Annotated in this window: 19 protein-coding genes; 5 read left to right on the plus strand and 14 right to left on the minus strand. The window is 60.4% G+C overall.

Annotated elements, in window-relative coordinates:
• Positions 1-107 precede the first annotated feature (107 nt).
• The 4 genes from AAA021_RS00765 (at position 108) to gltA (ending at position 4,828) form a co-directional block, all read left to right on the plus strand.
• Positions 108-1,235 carry a hypothetical protein gene (locus AAA021_RS00765; protein ID WP_349087575.1) on the plus strand — a complete coding sequence of 376 codons (1,128 nt, stop codon included), beginning with the start codon at positions 108-110 and terminating at the stop codon, positions 1,233-1,235.
• A gap of 350 nt (positions 1,236-1,585) precedes the next feature.
• A complete protein-coding gene (pth, locus tag AAA021_RS00770) occupies positions 1,586-2,215 on the plus strand; it encodes an aminoacyl-tRNA hydrolase (RefSeq protein WP_349087576.1) in 630 nt (209 codons plus the stop codon).
• 373 nt (positions 2,216-2,588) lie between these two features.
• Complete coding sequence (locus AAA021_RS00775) at positions 2,589-3,428, plus strand: sulfide/dihydroorotate dehydrogenase-like FAD/NAD-binding protein (protein ID WP_006235793.1); 840 nt, start codon at positions 2,589-2,591, stop codon at positions 3,426-3,428.
• Positions 3,419-4,828, plus strand: coding sequence for an NADPH-dependent glutamate synthase (gene gltA / locus AAA021_RS00780; protein ID WP_006235794.1), 1,410 nt, complete (start codon positions 3,419-3,421; stop codon positions 4,826-4,828). Before AAA021_RS00775 ends, gltA begins: the two co-directional genes overlap by 10 nt.
• A 126-nt stretch (positions 4,829-4,954) precedes the next feature.
• Here gltA and AAA021_RS00785 read toward each other — a convergent pair whose 3' ends face one another.
• The 11 genes from AAA021_RS00785 to AAA021_RS00835 all read right to left on the minus strand — a co-directional run bounded on the left by AAA021_RS00785 (position 4,955) and on the right by AAA021_RS00835 (position 15,041).
• Positions 4,955-5,578 (minus strand): cytidylate kinase-like family protein, encoded by a 624-nt coding sequence (locus AAA021_RS00785; RefSeq protein WP_148331746.1) that lies wholly within the window; start codon positions 5,576-5,578, stop codon positions 4,955-4,957.
• 48 nt (positions 5,579-5,626) lie between these two features.
• Positions 5,627-6,265, minus strand: a complete 639-nt coding sequence (locus AAA021_RS00790; RefSeq protein WP_006235796.1) for an amino acid ABC transporter permease — start codon at positions 6,263-6,265, stop codon at positions 5,627-5,629.
• A 3-nt stretch (positions 6,266-6,268) separates the two neighbouring features.
• A complete protein-coding gene (locus AAA021_RS00795; RefSeq protein ID WP_035136546.1) occupies positions 6,269-7,015 on the minus strand; it encodes an amino acid ABC transporter permease in 747 nt (248 codons plus the stop codon).
• A 25-nt stretch (positions 7,016-7,040) separates the two neighbouring features.
• Positions 7,041-7,916, minus strand: a complete 876-nt coding sequence (locus tag AAA021_RS00800) for a transporter substrate-binding domain-containing protein (RefSeq protein ID WP_082435536.1) — start codon at positions 7,914-7,916, stop codon at positions 7,041-7,043.
• An 8-nt stretch (positions 7,917-7,924) separates the two neighbouring features.
• A complete protein-coding gene (locus AAA021_RS00805; RefSeq protein ID WP_349087578.1) occupies positions 7,925-8,656 on the minus strand; it encodes an amino acid ABC transporter ATP-binding protein in 732 nt (243 codons plus the stop codon).
• 256 nt (positions 8,657-8,912) lie between these two features.
• Positions 8,913-9,356: a GatB/YqeY domain-containing protein gene (locus AAA021_RS00810; protein WP_055310319.1), complete on the minus strand. Its 444-nt coding sequence runs from the start codon at positions 9,354-9,356 to the stop codon at positions 8,913-8,915.
• A gap of 54 nt (positions 9,357-9,410) precedes the next feature.
• Positions 9,411-10,631, minus strand: coding sequence for a peptidylprolyl isomerase (locus tag AAA021_RS00815; protein ID WP_349087579.1), 1,221 nt, complete (start codon positions 10,629-10,631; stop codon positions 9,411-9,413).
• Between the two features lie 170 nt (positions 10,632-10,801).
• Positions 10,802-11,266 (minus strand): PTS sugar transporter subunit IIA, encoded by a 465-nt coding sequence (locus AAA021_RS00820; RefSeq protein WP_349087581.1) that lies wholly within the window; start codon positions 11,264-11,266, stop codon positions 10,802-10,804.
• 152 nt (positions 11,267-11,418) lie between these two features.
• Positions 11,419-12,120 (minus strand): phosphoribosylglycinamide formyltransferase, encoded by a 702-nt coding sequence (gene purN, locus AAA021_RS00825; protein ID WP_349087583.1) that lies wholly within the window; start codon positions 12,118-12,120, stop codon positions 11,419-11,421.
• Complete coding sequence (gene purM / locus AAA021_RS00830) at positions 12,110-13,213, minus strand: phosphoribosylformylglycinamidine cyclo-ligase (protein ID WP_349087584.1); 1,104 nt, start codon at positions 13,211-13,213, stop codon at positions 12,110-12,112. The genes purN and purM overlap by 11 nt, the downstream gene beginning before the upstream one ends.
• Positions 13,214-13,370: 157 nt before the next feature.
• Positions 13,371-15,041, minus strand: a complete 1,671-nt coding sequence (locus AAA021_RS00835) for an amidophosphoribosyltransferase (RefSeq protein WP_138113623.1) — start codon at positions 15,039-15,041, stop codon at positions 13,371-13,373.
• Between the two features lie 294 nt (positions 15,042-15,335).
• On the opposite strand from AAA021_RS00835, the gene AAA021_RS00840 reads away from it, so the two are divergent.
• Positions 15,336-16,565, plus strand: coding sequence for a putative ABC transporter permease (locus AAA021_RS00840; protein ID WP_349087586.1), 1,230 nt, complete (start codon positions 15,336-15,338; stop codon positions 16,563-16,565).
• A 90-nt stretch (positions 16,566-16,655) separates the two neighbouring features.
• Here the strand turns inward: AAA021_RS00840 and AAA021_RS00845 are convergent, their stop codons facing one another.
• The 3 genes from AAA021_RS00845 to purE are packed head-to-tail and all read right to left on the minus strand — an operon-like array spanning position 16,656 to position 18,607.
• Positions 16,656-17,105 (minus strand): molybdenum cofactor biosynthesis protein MoaE, encoded by a 450-nt coding sequence (locus AAA021_RS00845; RefSeq protein WP_349087588.1) that lies wholly within the window; start codon positions 17,103-17,105, stop codon positions 16,656-16,658.
• 3 nt (positions 17,106-17,108) lie between these two features.
• On the minus strand, positions 17,109-18,107 hold the full coding sequence (locus AAA021_RS00850; protein WP_349087589.1) for a sortase: 999 nt from the start codon (positions 18,105-18,107) through the stop codon (positions 17,109-17,111).
• 35 nt (positions 18,108-18,142) lie between these two features.
• Positions 18,143-18,607 carry a 5-(carboxyamino)imidazole ribonucleotide mutase gene (purE, locus tag AAA021_RS00855; RefSeq protein ID WP_006235810.1) on the minus strand — a complete coding sequence of 155 codons (465 nt, stop codon included), beginning with the start codon at positions 18,605-18,607 and terminating at the stop codon, positions 18,143-18,145.
• Positions 18,608-19,011: the final 404 nt, after the last annotated feature.

Below are 19,011 nucleotides of genomic sequence, written 5' to 3' on the forward strand. Positions count from 1 at the left end.
TTCCACCGATTTCATAACACCCAGCCGTTCATGGCGCGCAGCGCCCCGCTGAGCGAAAAGAACGGTATGGCGGTCGCATTCTGCCGCCAACTTAGTACGTTATAGCTATGACGACCGTGATTTCACATTTCTCCGCCCTCCGCGCAATTCGTCGCGCACGACGGGCGTACTCTGCCCTACCCTGGGACTCCGTTGATAGCGAACAGCAAGCACAGGCCTTGGCTGGCTGCATTCCCAACAATGACGCGATAGACTTTGGCGCACTTTCGATACTCGACGCCTGGAATGAAGATGATTCCGAACTGCTCGATCTTCTCGTTTCAAACGAAGACAACAGGCGCCCCGACAAGCGACTTCTTCAGCATATTCTCTCCACTCCTCTTCCTGAAGGTGCAATTATGCACGTCGAGGCCGACATCTACGCAACGTCTCCTGCCATGACAGCCATGCTTTGTTCCAAAAATGAATCAGTCGCCAAAACCTTGATGCTCCTTATGGAGCTGCTCGGAACCTACTCCCTTCCTCCCAGGGCAACATACCCCATTGCCTATGACGACATCTGGCCCAAGGGCGATGACTACGAAGCGATGGACGACCTCGATTGCCGGGGCGACCAGTCGGCGACCGAACAGCAGAACGAAACCCGCTACGAACAGGCACACTACAAATGCGAGCCCGCCACGACCATCGAAGATCTCGAGGCTGTTGCACAGCTTGCCAAAAGTAGCTCATACACCTCGTTTCGCACGGCAGTCAAACTTGCCCGACCCGGATCTGCATCCCCAGCCGAATCCCTAATGTTTGCCGTTCTCGGAGCGCCCATGCGCTTTGGAGGATTCGGATGTTGCAGTCTGCCCATGGGAGGCCTGCTACTCAACTATCGAATCGACTTCGACACTCTTGCGGTCAACATGTCCTCGGGCATCCCCTATGCCATCTGCGACCTATATTGCCCGGCAGCCGGAGTCGACAACGAATACAACGGAATTGGGCATGAGCTTCAAAACGCTCGCATCCACGATGGCAATCGAAATAATGGCCTCAAGGCAATGGGCATCCACGTCCTGGTTATCAATCGCGACCAAATGAAAGACCTTGTTGCACTCGAAGCCTTCGCCCAAACGATGCATCGACTCGCGGGAGTCCGATTCCGATACCGTATCAAGGGCTATCGCAAGCGTCAGGCCGCTTGGCTCAACGCCCTGCGGGCCGGAATCGGCCTTGCGCCGGTCTAACGGCGAATCACCCGCACGCCGTCGAACAGGGCTGGACAGTTAGTTCAGATACGTATAAATGGACACATTGAATTAGGCTGTTTTGCAGCCATCTCTATACCATTCGCCCTATTTGAAGGCAGGGTAAACTTCAAAACAACGCCGTATGGACTAACTAAGGCTCCAAAACAACGTATCGACATTGAATTGAGCACCTCGAATCCTCAGAACTTATACGTATCTGAACTAACTGTCCATCTCGAATTTCGGCGGCCGTCCAAACGCCCCCAAACAACCTCAATTGCCCTCCATTTGACAGCGGCAACAGGGTCGCTCACCATAGCAGGCGACAAATCAACGAAAGGATGAACATGGCAGCTGCACAGCCGCTTAAGATTCGCATGGTCGCCGGGCTTGGCAACCCGGGCGAGGAATATGCCGAGACCCGTCACAACGCTGGTTTCAAAACAATCGACGAGCTGGCCCGTCAGGCCGGCGTCACGTACTGGAAAAACCAAGCAGGTGCCGAGGTCGCGCTCATCAACATCAACGATCCCGAGGAAGAGGGCGGCAAGCGCCAGATTGTACTGGTCAAGCCGCAGTCGTACATGAACACCTCGGGCGGGCCCATCTCCAAACTCTGCCGCGAGTACAAGATCAAGGCCGAGGAGCTGCTCGTCATCCACGACGAGCTCGATATTCCCGCCGGCGACGTGCGTGTTAAGGTGGGCGGCGGCCATGCCGGTCACAACGGCCTGCGTTCCATCATCGACAAGATGGGCAGCCGCGACTTCAGCCGCATCCGCACCGGCATCGGCAACCCTCCCGGCAAGATGGCCGTCGCCGACTACGTGCTTAAGCAGCTGCGCGCCCGCGAGGCCGAGGATTTCCAGGACACCTGCGCCCGCGCGGCCGACGCCGCCGGCCTGGCGATTGTGCACGGCGTAGTCTATGCTCGCGACCATGTCAACGGCGCCGCCTCCGCCAACGGCAAGCACTAAAACCTATCATTTAGGGATAGGTTTATTTTGGCAGGTTTTACCTGCGGAAACGCCGCAGCGGCCGCATCGCAATAAACCGCGCACCGCCATACACACATAGCACCCCAAAGGGGGCCGACCTCATTGCAACCCGAGGCTGGCCCCTTTGCCGTTTTACCCGATAAAGCTGACCAAAATAAACCTCTCCCCCTTTGGTAGGCCAAAGTGGACAAACCCTGCTCCCAACCGCCGAAGACACACGTAAGTGACATGTCCATGAGGGTATAATTTGCACCGTATGTCTGCACAACGCCTGTGCACGTACGGTTTTATTCGGGCTACCGTCCATTTCCGTGGAGGCACGGTTCGGCGGCCCTAACAAGAGAGGGGTTCTATGTATAAGATCCTGGAGAAGACGCAGTTCTCGGAGAAGGTGTTCAAGTTCCGCATCGAGGCGCCTGCAATCGCCAAGCATGCGCACGCTGGACAGTTCCTCATGGTTCGCGCCAACGAGACGGGCGAGCGCGTCCCGTTTACCCTGGCCGGCTGGAACGGTGACGAGGGCTGGGTCGAGTTCATCTTCATGGTGATCGGCAAGACCACCGAGATGCTTTCCACCTACGAGGCCGGCGAGTCGCTGCGCGACGTCGTGGGCCCGCTGGGCGTTCCCACCGAGATGGCCGAGGGCCCCTGCGCTGTCATTGGCGGCGGCGTCGGCCTGGCAATTGCCTTCCCGGTCGCCAAGCACCTGGTCGAGACCGGCCACGAGGTGCACGCCATCATGGGCGCCCGCACCAAGGACCTCCTGCTCATGGAGGACCAGTTCCGCGAGCTCCTCGACGAGGACCACATCCACATCACCACTGACGACGGCTCCTACGGCGAGCAGGGCGTTGTCACCGCTCCGCTGGAGCGCCTGCTGCAGGACAAGGCCGTGAGCCAGGTCTTCTGCGTCGGCCCCGTTCCGATGATGAAGTTCTCGACCCTCACCGCCCAGAAGTACGACACCCCCATCACCGCGTCGCTCAACCCCATCATGGTTGACGGCACCGGTATGTGCGGCTGCTGCCGCGTCGAGGTGGGCGGCGTGACCAAGTTCGCTTGCGTCGACGGCCCCGACTTCGATGCCACCCTGGTCGACTGGGATGACCTTCGTGCCCGCCAGGCCGCTTACCGTTCCGAAGAGGGCGAGTCCCTCAAGGCCTATGAGGAAAAGAGCTGCGCATGCCACTAGTTAACGGTCGTTTCGTTGCCGATATGAAGTCGCCCCGCACCCCCGACAACGAGGAGCCGGCTGCCGAGCGCGCCTGCGACTTCCGCCCCGTCGACAAGGGCTTCACCGAGGAGATGGCGCTGGCCGAGGCCGAGCGCTGCCTCAACTGCAAGAAGCCGTTCTGTGTTGAGGGCTGCCCCGTCAACATCAACATCCCCCGCTTTATCGAACAGATCCGCGAGAAGGACTTCGGCGGCGCTCTCGATACCATCCGCGAGGACTCCATGCTTCCCGCCATCTGCGGCCGCGTCTGCCCGCAGGAGAACCAGTGCGAGGGCAAGTGCATCCGTGGCAAGAAGTCCGAGCCCGTGGCCATCGGCCAGCTCGAGCGCTTCCTGGGTGACCGCCCCGAGCTCGCCTCCACGCCCAAGATGGCCCCCAAGAACGGCAAGAAGGTTGCCGTCGTCGGCTCCGGCCCGTCCGGCATCACCTGCGCCGGCGAGCTCGCCCGCAACGGCTTTGACGTCACCGTCTTCGAGGCATTCTTCACCGGCGGCGGCGTGCTGGTCTACGGCATCCCCGAGTTCCGTCTGCCCAAGGCGGTCGTCAAGCGCGAGATCGACGGCCTGGAGGACATGGGCGTCAAGTTTGAGTACAACTCCGTCGTGGGCAACATGGCCACGGCCGAGGAGCTGTTCGAGCAGGGCTTCGACGCCATCTACGTGGCGACCGGCGCTGGCCTGCCCAAGTTCCTCAACGTCCCCGGCGAGAACCTGCCCAACGTCTTCTTCGCCAACGAGTACCTCACCCGCGTGAACCTGATGAAGGCCAACAAGTTCCCCGAGTACGACACCCCCACCAAGCACGGCAAGAACGTCGTCGTCTTTGGTGGCGGCAACGTGGCTATGGACGCCGTCCGTACCGCCAAGCGTCTGGGCGCCGAGCACGCCATCATCGCCTACCGTCGTACCGAGGACGAGATGCCCTGCCGTCGCGCCGAACTGCACCACGCTAAGGCCGAGGGCGTCGAGGTTCTGCCGCTCGTCTCCCCGCTCGAGTTTGTCGCTGGCGAGGACGGCTCCGTATGCGCCGTCAAGGTCCAGAAGATGGAGCTCGGCGAGCCCGACGAGTCCGGCCGTCGTCGCCCGGTGCCCATCGAGGGCGCCATCGAGGAGATTCCCTGCGATGTCGCGATCTCGGCTATCGGCACCAACGCCAACCCCTTCGCAAAGAAGATCGGTGGCAAGATGGAGCTCAACAAGTGGGGCTACATCGTCGCCGACGAGGAGACCGGCCAGACCACCGATCCCCGCATCTGGGCCGGCGGCGACATCGTCACCGGTGCCGCTACGGTCATTCTGGCGATGGGCGCCGGCAAGAAGGCCGCTGCCTCCATCACCAAGAGCCTGCTGGGCGAGTAATCACCTACAGCGCTAACCACCAAACGGCAAAGTCCCCGTCGAGCACACGCCCGGCGGGGACTTTTTCTATGCCGACCACCCAACCACCACGATGGGGACAGGCACCTTTGTGATGGTTTTGGTCGGTTAGCCTTCGAGCTGCGCCACCTTGTAGCGGTAGGCAGCGGCGATGACATCCTTGCAGCCTTCGCGGCCCAGCTTGGCGCGGTTGACGACGATGTCCTTGCCGCTCGTCATCTTCCACTTTCCGGCGCTGTAGCGCTTATAGAACGCCTCGCGCGCCTTCTGCTGCTGTTTGACCAGCTTGGCGCCCTTCTTTTTGTTGAGGCCGCGCTTCTTGCGCACGATCTCGACGCGGTCCTCAAAGGGCGCAGTCACCAGCACGGCAATATGGTTGGGGTTGTTACGCAACAGGTAATCGGACAGGCGGCCTTCGATAATGCAGCTCTCGGTCTCACCCAGATCCAAAATCACCTGGCTCATCTTTTGGAACAACTTGTCCGAGTACGAACGCGCATCGTAGCGGTCGGGCAGAAACGCCATGTTCTCCACGGCCAGGCGCTCGTCGTAGGCGGCCATCTTGTCGAGCGACTCGCCCGCGCGCAGCGAAGCACGCACCAGCAGCTCGTTATCGTACAGCGGAATCCCCAGCTCATCGGCGAGGATACGGCCAATCTCGTGGCCCTCGGCGCCAAAGTCGCGCGCGATGGTAATGACCACAGGACTCTTCTTATTCTCCAGATCGCTCATCGCGATTCCTTTCTCTATGTGACAAAGGGACTGTCCCTTTGCCACATTCTACGCTGCCACCATTCGCCTCTGATAAGCCCTCACCAGCAACGAGATACCAAAGTTGAGCACAAAGTACATCGCAAACACCAGGCCGTAGAGCATAAGCACCTGCGATAGGTCGATCGCGTGGGCCATCACGACATTTGCCGTGTACATGAGCTCGGCCACGTTAATGCCCGAAAGATACGAGCTGTCCTTGATGACGGTCGTGCACTGGCTAAACAGCGCCGGAATAATCGTCTTAAACGTCTGCGGCAGGATGATATAGCGCATGGTGGCAAAGAAGCCAAAGCCCTGGCTCTGCGCCGCCTCAAACTGGCCACGCGGAATCGAGTTGAGACCGCCGCGCACAATCTCGGCCATAACAGCGCTGGTAAACAGCGTAAAGGCGATGGTCGAAATCACAATGTCCAAACCCTGCACCGTAAAGTAGATAAACAGGATCCACAGCAGGTTTGGCGTGCAACGGAACAGCTCGATATAGGCGCTCACCAAAATACGGAACGGGCGGGGCGCATAGCTCTTGACGAGCGCCAGCACCGTGCCAAAGATGAGCGAGAAAAAGATCGACAGCGCCGAGATCTCGATCGTCTTAACAAAGCCGCCCCAGATGTAGAGCAGGTTGGTCGCGTTGAAGATTTCCATGCGCTAGGCCTCCTCTACGTTGTCGAGTCCCAGCTCGGCCAGGCTCACGCCGCGCGGACGCTCCTTGGAGCGGCGCTCGAGCCACTGCACCAGCATGGCGAGCGGAAAGCAGATGATGAAGTACATAAGGCAGCAGACGATGTATCCCTGCAAATAACCGTACAGACTCACAAAGTTGTCGGAACGATACATAAGGTCGCCGCCGGCCACAAGTGCCAGCACCGACGTGTTCTTGACCAGGTTGAGCGCCTGGTTACACAGCGGCGGCAGAATGATCTTGAATGTCTGGGGCAGCACGATGTACCAATACGCCTGCGCACGGGTGAAGCCCTGGCTCTGGGCCGCCTCCATCTGACCGCGCGGAACCGCCTCGATACCAGTGCGGATGACCTCCGAAATGTAGGCCGCGTGATACAGGCCCACGCCCAAGAAGCCCAGCACGAACGGCGCGATGCGCACCGGCTGGTCGGCACCGGTTATGGCCTGCAAAAACTGCGGACCGGCCATGTACATAAAGAGCACCTGCACGGGCAACGGGGTGTTCTGGTAAAACTCCACGTACACGCGGCTTATGGCGCGCAGCACGCGCGAGCGAGTGGTAGAGAACACGCCCAGCAGCGTGCCCAGCACCAGCGACAACAGCAGGCCGGCAACGACCACTTGCAGCGTCACGCCAAAGCCCTCCCAGAAGGGCCCCATATTTTGAAATGTCGTCGACCAACGGTCGGCGTCAAATAATCCTTCGAGCATTTGATTCCTTCCTTGGACGATGCGCCTATACAAGACCCCAGGTCTTGACCTCTTGGTCGAGCCAGCCGTCGGCCAGGCGATCGCAAATCACCTGATCGACCACGGCCGAAAGGTCGCAGCCCTTCTTGGTCGCCACGCCGTAGCCCTGCTCGCCAAACTTGACCTCGGGCTGCAGCAGCTCAACGGTCTCGTTCATGTAACCGGCCAGCGTGGAGCGGTCCATGGCAAAGACGTCGATATTGCCGGCGTCGAGCGAGCTCTTGATGATGGGGTAGCCGCTAAAGGCCCTAAACTCTGGCTTGCAGCTAAAGCCGTTGTCCTTGATCATCTGCTCGATCAGGCCCTGCGTGGTAGCACCCTGGCTCACGCCGATGACCTTGCCGTCCAGGTCCTCAATCGAGGTAAAGCCCGAACGCTTCTTGACCATGAGTCCCACGTAGTCGGTGCGGTACGGCGTCGAGAAATCCCAGCTCTTCTTGCGCTCGTCGGTGATGGTGTAGGTCGCCGCGACCACGTCAAGCTGGCCGTTATCGATCAGCGGGCCGCGCGTCTTGGGTGTTACGTCGGTAAACTCGACAAGCTCCTGGGCACGGGCCTCCTTGTAGCTCACGCCAAAGACGGCAGCGGCGATCTGGTAGCACAAATCGACTTCCATGCCCTCAAAGCGGCCCTTGGCGGTGTCGTAATAGCCATAGCCGGGAACGTCCTTCTTAACGCCGGCATTCAGATGGCCGCGCGACTTGATGGCCGCAAGCTTGGACCCCTTGTCGGAGCCCTCGCCGCTGGTGGAGTTGCCGCAACCGGTAAGCGCGGTCCCCGTCAGCGCGAGCATGCCGGCGCCCGCCAGCTGCAAAAAGTGACGGCGCGACACGGCCGCCCTCGTCATATCCGTCATGTCCATCACCGCGCCTAGTGCAGAATCTTGGACAGGAACTCGCGGCAGCGCGGGTTCTCGGGGTTATCGAAGAAGTGCTCAGGCGTGCCCTCCTCCAGAATGCGGCCGTCCTCCATAAAGATGACGCGGTCGGCCACCTGGCGCGCAAAGCCCATCTCATGCGTCACGCAGATCATGGTGATATCCTCCTGCGCGAGCTCAATCATAACGTCCAGAACCTCCTGGACCATCTCGGGGTCGAGCGCCGAGGTCGGTTCGTCAAACAGGATGATGGGCTGCTTGGTGCACAGGGCACGGGCGATGGCGATGCGCTGCTGCTGACCGCCCGAGAGGTTCTGCGGATACTCGCCGGCCTTATGCGCCATGCCAACGCGCTTGAGCGCGGCGATGGCGACCTCGGTCGCCTCCTCCTTGCTCTTCTTTTGCAGCTTGATGGGCGCGAGCGTCAGGTTGCCGAGCACCGTCATGTTGGGATACAGGTTGAACTGCTGAAACACCATGGAACTATACTTGCGAGCCATCTCCAGGTGATTCTTTTTGGTGAGCGGCGTACCGTCGATGACGACCTCGCCCGACGTGGGCTCCTCCAGATAATCGACGCAACGGATGAGCGTCGACTTACCCGAGCCGGAAGGCCCGATCATTACGAGCTTCTCGCCGCGCTTGACGGTGAGATTGATATCTTTGAGCACATGCAGGTCGCCAAAGTACTTGTTGAGATGCTTGATCTCGATCATGTCTGCCATGAATGTCCCTTCCCTGCGTTTACACGAGTTGAACTATTGTACGGAAAGAATCACGTTTCCGCAGCCCACACTACATTCCCGTAAAGAACCCGCAACCTTCCACCTGCTCGTCGGCACTCATTGGGGACAGGCTTAAATGAGTGCCCGCTCATTGGGTACTCATTTAAGCCTGTCCCCAATGATTGCCCAGCCCAGCAAAAAGGGGCGCGGCCGCAATGGTCACGCCCCCTCAGCCTCAACTGGTGCCACTCGGCCCCTACGCGAGGCGGGCTCCGACGATCTTTGCCGCGGCCGGCTTATCGAAGTTGCCACCGGTGGCCTTGCCGAGTGCACCCATAACCTGGCCCATCTGCTTCTTGGACGTGGCACCCAGCTCGGCGATAACCTGCTCGATCAGGGCCTCGAGCTCCTCGCCCGAAACCTGCGCGGGCAGCAGGCTCTCTAGAATCTTGACCTGCTCGGTCAGGTTGTCGGTACGCTCCTGGTCGGTGCCGGCCTTGATGGACATCTCCAGCGTCTCGCTCGTCTGCTTGATCAGACGCTTGATCATGCTGTTGACGTCTTCCTCGGTCACATCGCGGCGCTCATTGACCTCGATATTCTTCACCTCGGCCTTGACCTGGCGAATGATGGACAGGCGAACCTTGTCCTTGGCCTTCATGGCCGCAATCATTTCCTTCTGCAGCTCTTCGTTGGTCATCTGCAAATCCTCCTCAATAGCGTGGGCGGCACTCACACGAGCGCCGTCCCATGATTACTCAGTCGTCGACGAATCGTCGGTCGAACTCTTGGTGACGCCCTTCAGGCTGACGTTGTACGGCACGTCCTTGGGCATGGGATTAACGGTGATGTCGGCATCCTTCTTGTACTGCTCTAGCCACTCGCTGTACGCGGTGCTGGCCGCCTGCGTCTTCACCACGTTGGAGACATACTTCTTGATGGCCTTGGGCACCTGGTTGATATCATCAACCTGATTATCGACATGGAAGTAGTCGGTGCACTTGATGATGTGGTAGCCATAGGTCGACTCGACGACTTCGCTCACGTCGCCCTTGTTGAGCCCCTCGAGCGCCGTCTGGTAGCTGTCGACGAAAGTGGTGAGCTTATCCCAGCCCACATCGCCCTTCTTCTCCTTGGAACCGGTGTCCTCGGAGTACTGCTCAACGGCGTCCTCAAAGCTCAGCTCACCGGAGTTGATCTTGTCCAGGCACTCCTGTGCCTTGGCCTTGGCGGCAGCCTTGTCCTCGTCGGAAGCGTCGGAATCAACCTTGATCAGGATGTTCGACGAGCGGCGGGCGTCGTTGTAGCTGGATAGGTTTTCGTTGATGTAATCGACAATCTCGCTGTCCTTGGGCTTGCTCGTGGGCGCGACGGCATCCTTGAGTTTCTGCTGCGCCAGACTCTCCTTGAGTGAGTCCTTGTAGGTGTCCTCGGTATAGCCGTAGGTCTTGAGGGTCTTCTTAAAGGCCTTGGCACCGCCCGCGCTCTTGCACGCGTCCTTCCAAGCCTTCTCGACCTCCTCGTCCGACACCGTCACGCCGTTCTCCTTCTGTGCCTGTTGAAGCAGAATCTGCTGCGTGTAGGAGTCGATGAGTTGCTTGCGGTATTTCTTGGGCGTGAGGTCGTTGTCAACCAGATACTGCGCCCAATCCTTATCCTTGGTGTAGCCGTAGGACGTGCGCATGCTCATGATCTGCTTGGTCACGGTGTCCTCGGTGAGGTTGGTGCCGTTGATAGTTGCAGCAACACCGCCGGTCAGCTTGTAGCCCGAGGTGTCCTCGGCCTGCGACATAAGGCCGGAGCACGCCATCGCCGAGACGGAAAGCAGCATCGCCAGCACGCCGATGACCACCAGGACGATCTTGACGGTCTTAGACACGTACGTCTTGCGCTGCTTCTTGCGAGAGCTGGAGGCAGCGCGGGCCTGCTGCTCGGGCGTCGGCGCGGCCTCGGAGTTCTTTTTCTTATTTGCCATAGTTGGCCTTTCGCATAACGAATCGAACAAACGCCATTGTGTCACAACGCAGCCCCCGCGGCACACCTGGTGCATGGGGGACGGGTTAATCTGCACCATTTTGGTGCAAAGGGGACAGCTCTGGCAGCCGGCAGTTAGGGACAGTCCCCAAGTGCCGACTCAGCCCCACCTTAGAAGTGGCGGCGGATGGCGTCGACCATGCCCTGCGGCGTGGTTTGGCCGAGCACGTCGGCTGCGGCATCGGCGTCCATAAAGATGTTCATGAGCGCCTGCAGGGCCTCGACCTGACCGCCCGGCTCTGCGATGCCCAGATTGATGACGATCTGCGCCGGCATCGGAGCGCCCATGCCAGCCATAGCGTTAAATGTCACGGGCGCGGCGGGCTTCACCACCGCGATATAGGGCTTGGCCACAAACCCCGGATCGGTATGCGGAATGGCAATGTTTGCCGCCGGCATGGCAAGACCCGTGGGATAGGCATCCTCGCGCGTGCGAACGGCGTCGAGCCAACCGGATGCAATGTAGCCACGTGGTGCAAGCTCGCCCTCGAGCCGCGCAAACACCTCATCCGGCGTTGCACACTCCCAATCAAAAAACACCAGCTCAGGCGTAAACAGCGCTTCGTTATCCGCCATGCGCTCACCTCTCTCATCTAGTCACCTGCGACGTTCTTGAATGACCAGTCGTTAAAGACCGTTCCCGATGACTACCCAAAACAAAAGGTGGCCACGCGCGCCTTGGCGCCAATGACCACCCTGACTACTCGGCTAAATTGTACTGTGCGCCGCTAGCCGCGAGGCGCGTCAATTGCGACCTTGCCGTTCTCCAGCACGTGGACGCGACCGTCGGCGAGCATCTGCACGACCTCGGGATACAGCACGTGCTCAATCGCGTGGATGTGCTCCTCGAGCCTGTCGACGTCCCAGCCCTCCTCAACAGCCAGCGCGCGCTGGGCGATGATGGGGCCGTTGTCGTAGATCTCGTTGGCAAAGTGCACGGTCACACCGGTTACCTTGACGCCGCGCGCAAAGGCATCGTCGATCGCATGCGCGCCGGTAAAGCTCGGCAGCAGTGCCGGATGCAAGTTGACCACGCGGTTGGGAAACGCCGCCAGCAGCGGCGTGTGCACCATGCGCATGTAACCGGCCATGACCACATACTCGCAACCGCGCTCGAGCAGCTCGTGCGCAATGATCTCGTCGGCGGCGATGGGGTCGGCATAGACATCCTTGGACAGCGTGAGCGTCTGGATGCCCGCGCGCTCAGCGCGCTGCAAACCCTTAGCCGAAGGACGGCTCGACACCACAAGCTCAATCGAAGCGTTGAGCTTGCCGGCGGCGATCAGGTCGATCAGCGCCTGCAGGTTGGTACCCGAACCACTGATGAGCACACCGATCTTGAGCGGCTCGGCCGTATCGGTGCCGGTCGGACGGGTGTAGGGCACAAAGCCCAGGCTCGCGGCAGCAGCCATCTGCTCGTTAGCGCTCATCGGAGTACACGACCTTACCGGAACCCTCGACGCACTCGCCCACGCGGAACGGCTTCTCGCCCAGCGCGACCAGAGCCTCGGTCACCGCGGCCTCGTCCTCGGGGGCGACGATCAGGCACAGGCCAACGCCCATGTTGAAGGTCTTGCATGCCTCATTGGGCGCGAGCTCGGCCTGGCGCGAGACGTAGGTGATGACGGGCGGAACGTCCCAACCCATCTCGACGCCGTTACGGGTGACCACGGCATCGACGTCGTCGGCAAGCGCGCGGTTGAGGTTCTCGGTAATACCGCCGCCAGTGATGTGGGCGATAGCGTGTACGTTGGCGCCGCCGCGCAGCAGCTCCAGAATCGGCTTGACGTAGATGCGCGTGGGAGCCAGCAGGGCGTCTGCCAGCGATGCGCCGCCGAGTTCCTCGAGCGGACGGCTCAGCTCCTCGGCCTTAGCGGCGGCCTCGGGCGTGCCCGGCTTAATGCCGTCGACGCCAATGACCTTGCGCACGAGCGAGTAGCCGTTGGAGTGCACGCCAGTGGAAGGCAGGCCCAGGATCACGTCGCCGGGGCGGACGTTCGCGGGGTCGAGCATCTTGGGACGGTCGACGACGCCCACGGTAAATCCGGCAAGGTCGTAGTCGGCAGGAGCCATGACGCCGGGGTGCTCGGCCATCTCACCGCCCACGAGCGCGCAGCCCGCGAGCTTGCAGCCGTCGGCCACACCCTTGATGATCTTTGCCATGTGCTCGGCCTCGATGTGGCCGATGGCAACGTAGTCCAGGAAGAACAGCGGCTCGGCGCCCGAAGCCAGAATGTCGTTGACGCACATAGCAACCAGGTCCTGGCCCACCGTCTCGTGACGGTCCATGATCTGAGCGAGCACGAGCTTGGTGCCCACGCCGTCGGTACCGCTAATCAGAATCGGGTCTTCCATATCCTTAAGCGCGGCAGCCGAGAACAGGCCACCAAAGCCACCGATGCCGCCGATGACCTCGGGACGGTTGGTGTCCTTAACCATCTGCTTAATAGCGTCAACGGCACGGCCGCCCTCGGCGGTATCGACGCCGGCATCCTCATACGTCACATGCTTGCTGTCGCTCATCTGAGCCTTCCTCTCCCACTACCGTGGCGCCGCGCGGGCGCCAAACGGTGCTCATAGTTGCGTTCATTTCGGCGCGCGCCATAACAACGCGCGCCGTCATATCAACAAAACAGCAGGTAAAACCTACCAAAATAAACCTGTCCCTACATGGCAGGTTTTAGGCCTCGCCGTGTTCCTCTTCCCAGCTGCGGTCGTCGTATTTCTCGACCACGGCGTCGTCGTCAAAGTGCAGCGGCTTGTCTAGGTTGCGGGGCTTAAAGCCCTCCATGAACTTGTCGCGGCCAAAGCTCTCGGGAATCGCCACGGGGTAGCGGCCGGTAAAGCACGCATCGCAGTAACCGCCCTTGGGCATGACCTTAAGCAGGCCCTCGACCGAAAGGAAGGCCAGCGAATCGGCGCCGATATACTCACAAATCTCATCGACCGTCTTGTTGGCACTGATAAGCTGCGACTGCACGTCGGTATCGATGCCGTAGAAGCACGGCCAGATGACCTCGGGCGAGTTGATGCGGATATGAATCTCCTTGGCGCCAGCGTTGCGTAGCATCTTGACGAGCTGCACCATGGTGGTGCCGCGCACGATGGAGTCGTCGATGACGACCAGGCGCTTGCCCTCGATGTTGTCGCGCAGCGGGTTGAGTTTCATACGCACGCCCATGGCGCGCAGCTCCTGCGTGGGCTCGATAAACGTACGGCCCACGTAGCGGTTCTTGATAAGGCCCTCGCCAAAGGGAATACCGCTCTCGTGCGAATACCCCTCCGCGGGCGGCAGGCCGGAGTCGGGCACGCCGATGACCAGGTCGGCCTCGACGGGCTCCTCGTGTGCCAGCTGACGACCCATGTCGTAACGGCAGGCATAGACGCTCTTGCCGTTCATGATGGAGTCGGGACGGGCGAAGTAGACCTGCTCAAAGATGCAGTTGGCGGGCTCTTCGGCTGCAGGCACGCCCTGCTCGGATACCAGACCCTCGGCGCTGATGCGCAAGATCTCGCCGGGTCGGACATCACGAACATACTCGGCGCCCACGATATCGAGCGCGCACGTCTCGGAGGCAACGACCCAGCCGCCGGCGCGCGTGACATGGGTGGTGGCGTCGACCGTAGCGGCACCGTCCTGCGACGGCAGCTGCGAAACGGATGCGGCATCGGCCTGGTCCAGACCCTCGTCCACCAGCTTGCCCAGCACGAGCGGGCGAATGCCGTGCGGATCGCGGAATGCGTAGAGCGCCTGCTCGTTGATGAGCGTCATGGCGTAGCCGCCACGCACGAGCTCCATGGTCTTGCGAATGCCCTCGCGCAGATGGCCTGTACGCTGAGTAAAGTAGCCGATGAGTTTGGTCGCGACCTCGGAATCCGAATTGGAGAGGAACGGCACGCCCAGCTCGATCAGCTGGCGGCGTAGCTCGTCGGTGTTGACCAGAGTGCCGTTGTGAGCAAGCGCGATAATGACGCTGTTGATGGTGGAAAGATGCGGCTGCGAGGCTTCCCAGCTCTTGGCACCGGCGGTGCCATAGCGCACGTGGCCCACGGCCAGCTGGCCGGAGAGTGTCGACAGGTCGGCGTTGGAGAACACGCGGTCGAGCAGGCCCAGATCCTTGCGGACCATAACCGTGCCGCCATCACCCACGGCGATTCCCGCCGATTCCTGGCCGCGATGCTGCAGCGCGCGCAGACCAAAGTACGTCAGTCGAGCCACATCGCGATCGGGTGCCCACACACCAAAAATGCCGCATTCCTCATGCAGCTGGTCGGAGTCCGGATCATACGTCGACATGGTCTTCACCTGTCCCGCGGCACGCTCGGCCGCGCGGATGGTTTCTTGAGACATGGCATCCCCTCAGAGCCTCGTTATTTGGCGTTACCTGCCCTATTATACGCACGGCAAGACAAGCACTCCTGCGCATGAACAGCGCTTTTTAAAAGCCCACCGAGCTTATAATCCGTTTTGCAGCCAAACATTTTATTGGGCAACCGCCTCGGGGCCGACGATCTCGCATGCTTCCGTCGCGACGCGTCTCGTCCACCGCTAGGGCTTACATTGCTGCAATTGGGTCGTTTGTCCTGTCTTTTAGCAGGTCGGCGGCGTATCCTTGCACCTACAGCAAAACGAGAAAGGTTCTATATGGATCGAAACGAACTCGACCCCAGCGTCCCCAGCGCCACGGAGGTCAAGAAGATCCCCCTCATCATTAAGGTGTACGCCGTCCTGTGCATCCTGTCCGGCGTGGGCACGCTCCCTTCGGTCGGCGCCTTTATGTGGCAGGTCATCACCGCGCTCATCAACGGCAACGCCGCCGCCAAGCTCGGCGACAACACGCTCGTCGCGGTCGGCCTTATCGTCGCCGGCATCATGCTCTCTGCGGCAAGCGCCGTCATCCTGATCATCTTTGGCCTGGACCTCATCAAAAACCAGCGCCGCAACGCCGCTCGCCTGTCCTACATCCTTATTGCATTCACCGTCGTCGAGCTTTTGGTTGACGTGATGCTCCAGGGCATCGGGCCTTTCTTGCTGCGCCCTGCCATCCAGCTCGGTATCCTCGTCGCGCTTTCGGCCACCGTCGACCCCACGCTGCGCCAGGAGCGCGAGCTGCAGCGCCGCCTGCAGGAGATGCTCGATCGCGACGCCGCAGCCGAGGGCATGCTCGGGCGCGATGAAACCGGCGAAGGCTACATCAAGCTCAACTACTTCAACCTGTTCTGGGTATTCTTTGTCTGCTGCATACTCGGCCTGATCGCCGAGGACATCTGGCACATGACGGTCGACGACCCGGGCGTCTACCAGAACCGCGCCGGCATGCTGTTTGGCCCCTTCAGCCCCATCTACGGATTTGGCGCCGTACTCATGACCATGGTGCTCAACCGCTTCTACAAAAAGAACCCCATCATTATCTTTTTGGTGAGCGCGCTGCTCGGCGCAAGCTTTGAGGTGTTCGTGGGCTGGTTTATGCAGACCTCGTTTGGCGTGGTCTCGTGGAGCTACTCGCATATGAAGCTCTTTGGCATGCCCGATCCGCTCGCCGTCCTTACCGGCGGACGTACCTGCACGGGCTTCGCCTGCCTGTGGGGCCTGGGTGGCCTCATCTGGATCAAGCTGCTGCTGCCGAGGCTGCTCAAGCTCATCAACATGATTCCGTGGAAGAGCCGCTACTCGGCTACCGTCATCTTCACCATCATTATGCTGGTCGATGGCGTCATGACGCTGCAGTCGCTCGATTATTGGTATCAGCGCGTCAACGGCACGGAACCGGATATTCCCGTTGCGCAGTTCTACGGCAAGTACTTCGATAATGACTTTATGGAGAATCGCTTCCAGAGCATGACCATGAGACCCAAGGATGCGACGCGCGTGTAGCGCCAACCGCGCCCAAAACGCAAAATGCCCGCCGGTATCACACGTACCGGCGGGCATTTTTATAAACGAGCCTTCTATCGACGCAAGCCTCTACGCCTCGCGCTCGACCTCACTCACGCATTCATTCTTGATGGTGCCGACGAGCGCCTGCAGCGCATCGACCACGTGCGGGCGAATGTCCCCGCCGATGAGCACGAGCATGATGTCGTCACCTACGGCAAGCTCGCCGCTTGCCAGCCACACGCGCACATAGCCGATACCTGGCATCGCGCGCGTGGCCTCGATAGCAGCCTGTACCTTGCTGGCGTCGTAGCCGAACACCATGCCGCCCACCTTGTGGCCCGGCGCCACGCCATCGGTCTCGACACCGCGCGCCTCGGCCTTGGGCGTCGCGCGCACCACGCCGTTATGCGTCAGATACATCCCACAGCCTGCCGCCGAAGCATCGGCCTTGGCCTCGCGCAGCCAAGCATCAACCGAAGGCATCGTTTTGCCATTCTCGAGCATCATTTCCCCTTTCACCGTCATTGAGTAGCCCATAATCTATTCCTCGACCGGCGTGAGCACCATGACGGCACGTGTGTTGCTCAGCGATAACGAACGACAGGTCACAAGCGTTACGACCTTGGTTGCCGAAGCGGCGCGATCGGTGGCATCGCTCGCCACGGCAGAAGCCCCGTCGAGCATCTCGGACAGGTAGTTCTTGAGCCCGTCGTCGCCCTCAAAATTGGGTGTGCGCGCCTTGGCATACGTGTCCTCGACAACTTTGGTCGCCAGTGGTCGCAGTTTATACGTAGCATCCCGTGTGATGTAATACACGAACTCGATGCTATCGAACGTTGCCTGATCAGTGGTGTCCGAAATCACGTTGAACATCGACCCGTCATTCATGTGGTGGCCGTAGATCGTGGTCTGCTGATCCACCATGCCCGGCGCGGTGTCATTGCTATCCAGGAAAATGGCCCCGGATGCATTGGCCGTACCGTCGAACAGCGTGTTGAGGTATTTGGAGTTGTTGTTGGTCTGCACCACGGGATAGTTGATGTTGGTTCCTGGCGCGTAAATCCAACCCACAACCTCGGGATTTGTCTGGGCAAGTGCATCGAAGTCGATAATCGGCACGCCGCTGGCGTCCTTATCGCTTACATATTGCTTCTCGATTTTCTGGTACGAATCGCTTGCCTGTTTATAGCCAATCTGAGCATTGATAAAGATGGCAGCGGCGGCAACAATCAGGCCGATGCCGATGATGATGAGCAGAATGGGAATAATGGAGCGGCGCTTTTTGCGCGGCGGCTCGGTGTAATCCGACGGCGCGGCATGCGATGAAGACCGGGGCGGCTTCTTAGCGTTGCTATAAGATGAAGGTCGATATGCGGCTGGCGCGTCCTGTCGACGATGCGTCGCCGGCGTCACGGGGCGCGGCGCGCGCGGCTGCTGAGGAGAGGATGTCCGACCCTGCTGTGCCGCATGGGCAGCACCCGGCTTCGACGGATCGGGAATCTGAGAAGCCTTGAATCGTTTTCCCTGATAGTCGGACATGGCTCTCCTTATACTGCGGTGAAACGGCGGAACGCCTAGGCGTCGGCCATCTCCTGCTTCATCTTCTCGATAACCTTGCGGTACTCGGGGTCGCAAGCGCCCAGAATCTGCGTGGCGTAGATGGCGGCGTTCTTGGCGCCGTTGATGGCAACGCAGGCCACGGGCACGCCCGAAGGCATCTGCACCATCGACAGCAGCGAATCCATGCCGCCCAGGTCACTCGTCTTCATAGGCACGCCGATGACCGGCAGCGGCGTAAAGGCAGCCACGACACCACCCAGGTGAGCGGCCTTGCCGGCGGCAGCGATAATCACTTTGATACCGCGATCGGCAGCAGTCGAAGCCCACTCGTGGACCTTCGCCGGCGTGCGGTGCGCGCTTGCAATCACGAGCTCATAGGGCACGCCCAGTGCCTCGAGCTCGGCGGTGCAGCCTTCCATAACACCCAGATCGGACTTGGAGCCCATGATGATCCCGACAACCGGCTTTTGATCTGCCATAAACAAAGACCTCCTGTTGAGAGCGGTGACGCGGCGGATCCGCGACCCTTAACTACTGAGAGTAGTATAGCTGCTCCCGTCCCTGCGGTCTGCGGGTGCCCCGCGGCGGTCTGGTGTTTTCATCTTCACTCCGGTTGCTTCGCAAAGTCGTTCAGATGAAAACACCAGACCGCCGCGGGGCACCCTCGACCTACCGGGAATTGCTATGACGTACGTTGGCTGAATTATTAACGTGGAATCCGCCGTTCGAACGAACGGCGGATCCCACACTCACTTTTTATTTAGCCCTAGTCATCGCGCAAAGCCCCTTTGGCAGCACACGGTGCAACCGAGTCACCGCAGGCCGGGGCGGGAGGGGCCGAGTTTCCTCCTGAGCGACTCTGCTTGCAGCCGGAGCGAAAGGG

Source organism: Collinsella sp. CLA-JM-H32, assembly GCF_040098165.1.
Classification (GTDB): Bacteria; Actinomycetota; Coriobacteriia; order Coriobacteriales; family Coriobacteriaceae; genus Collinsella.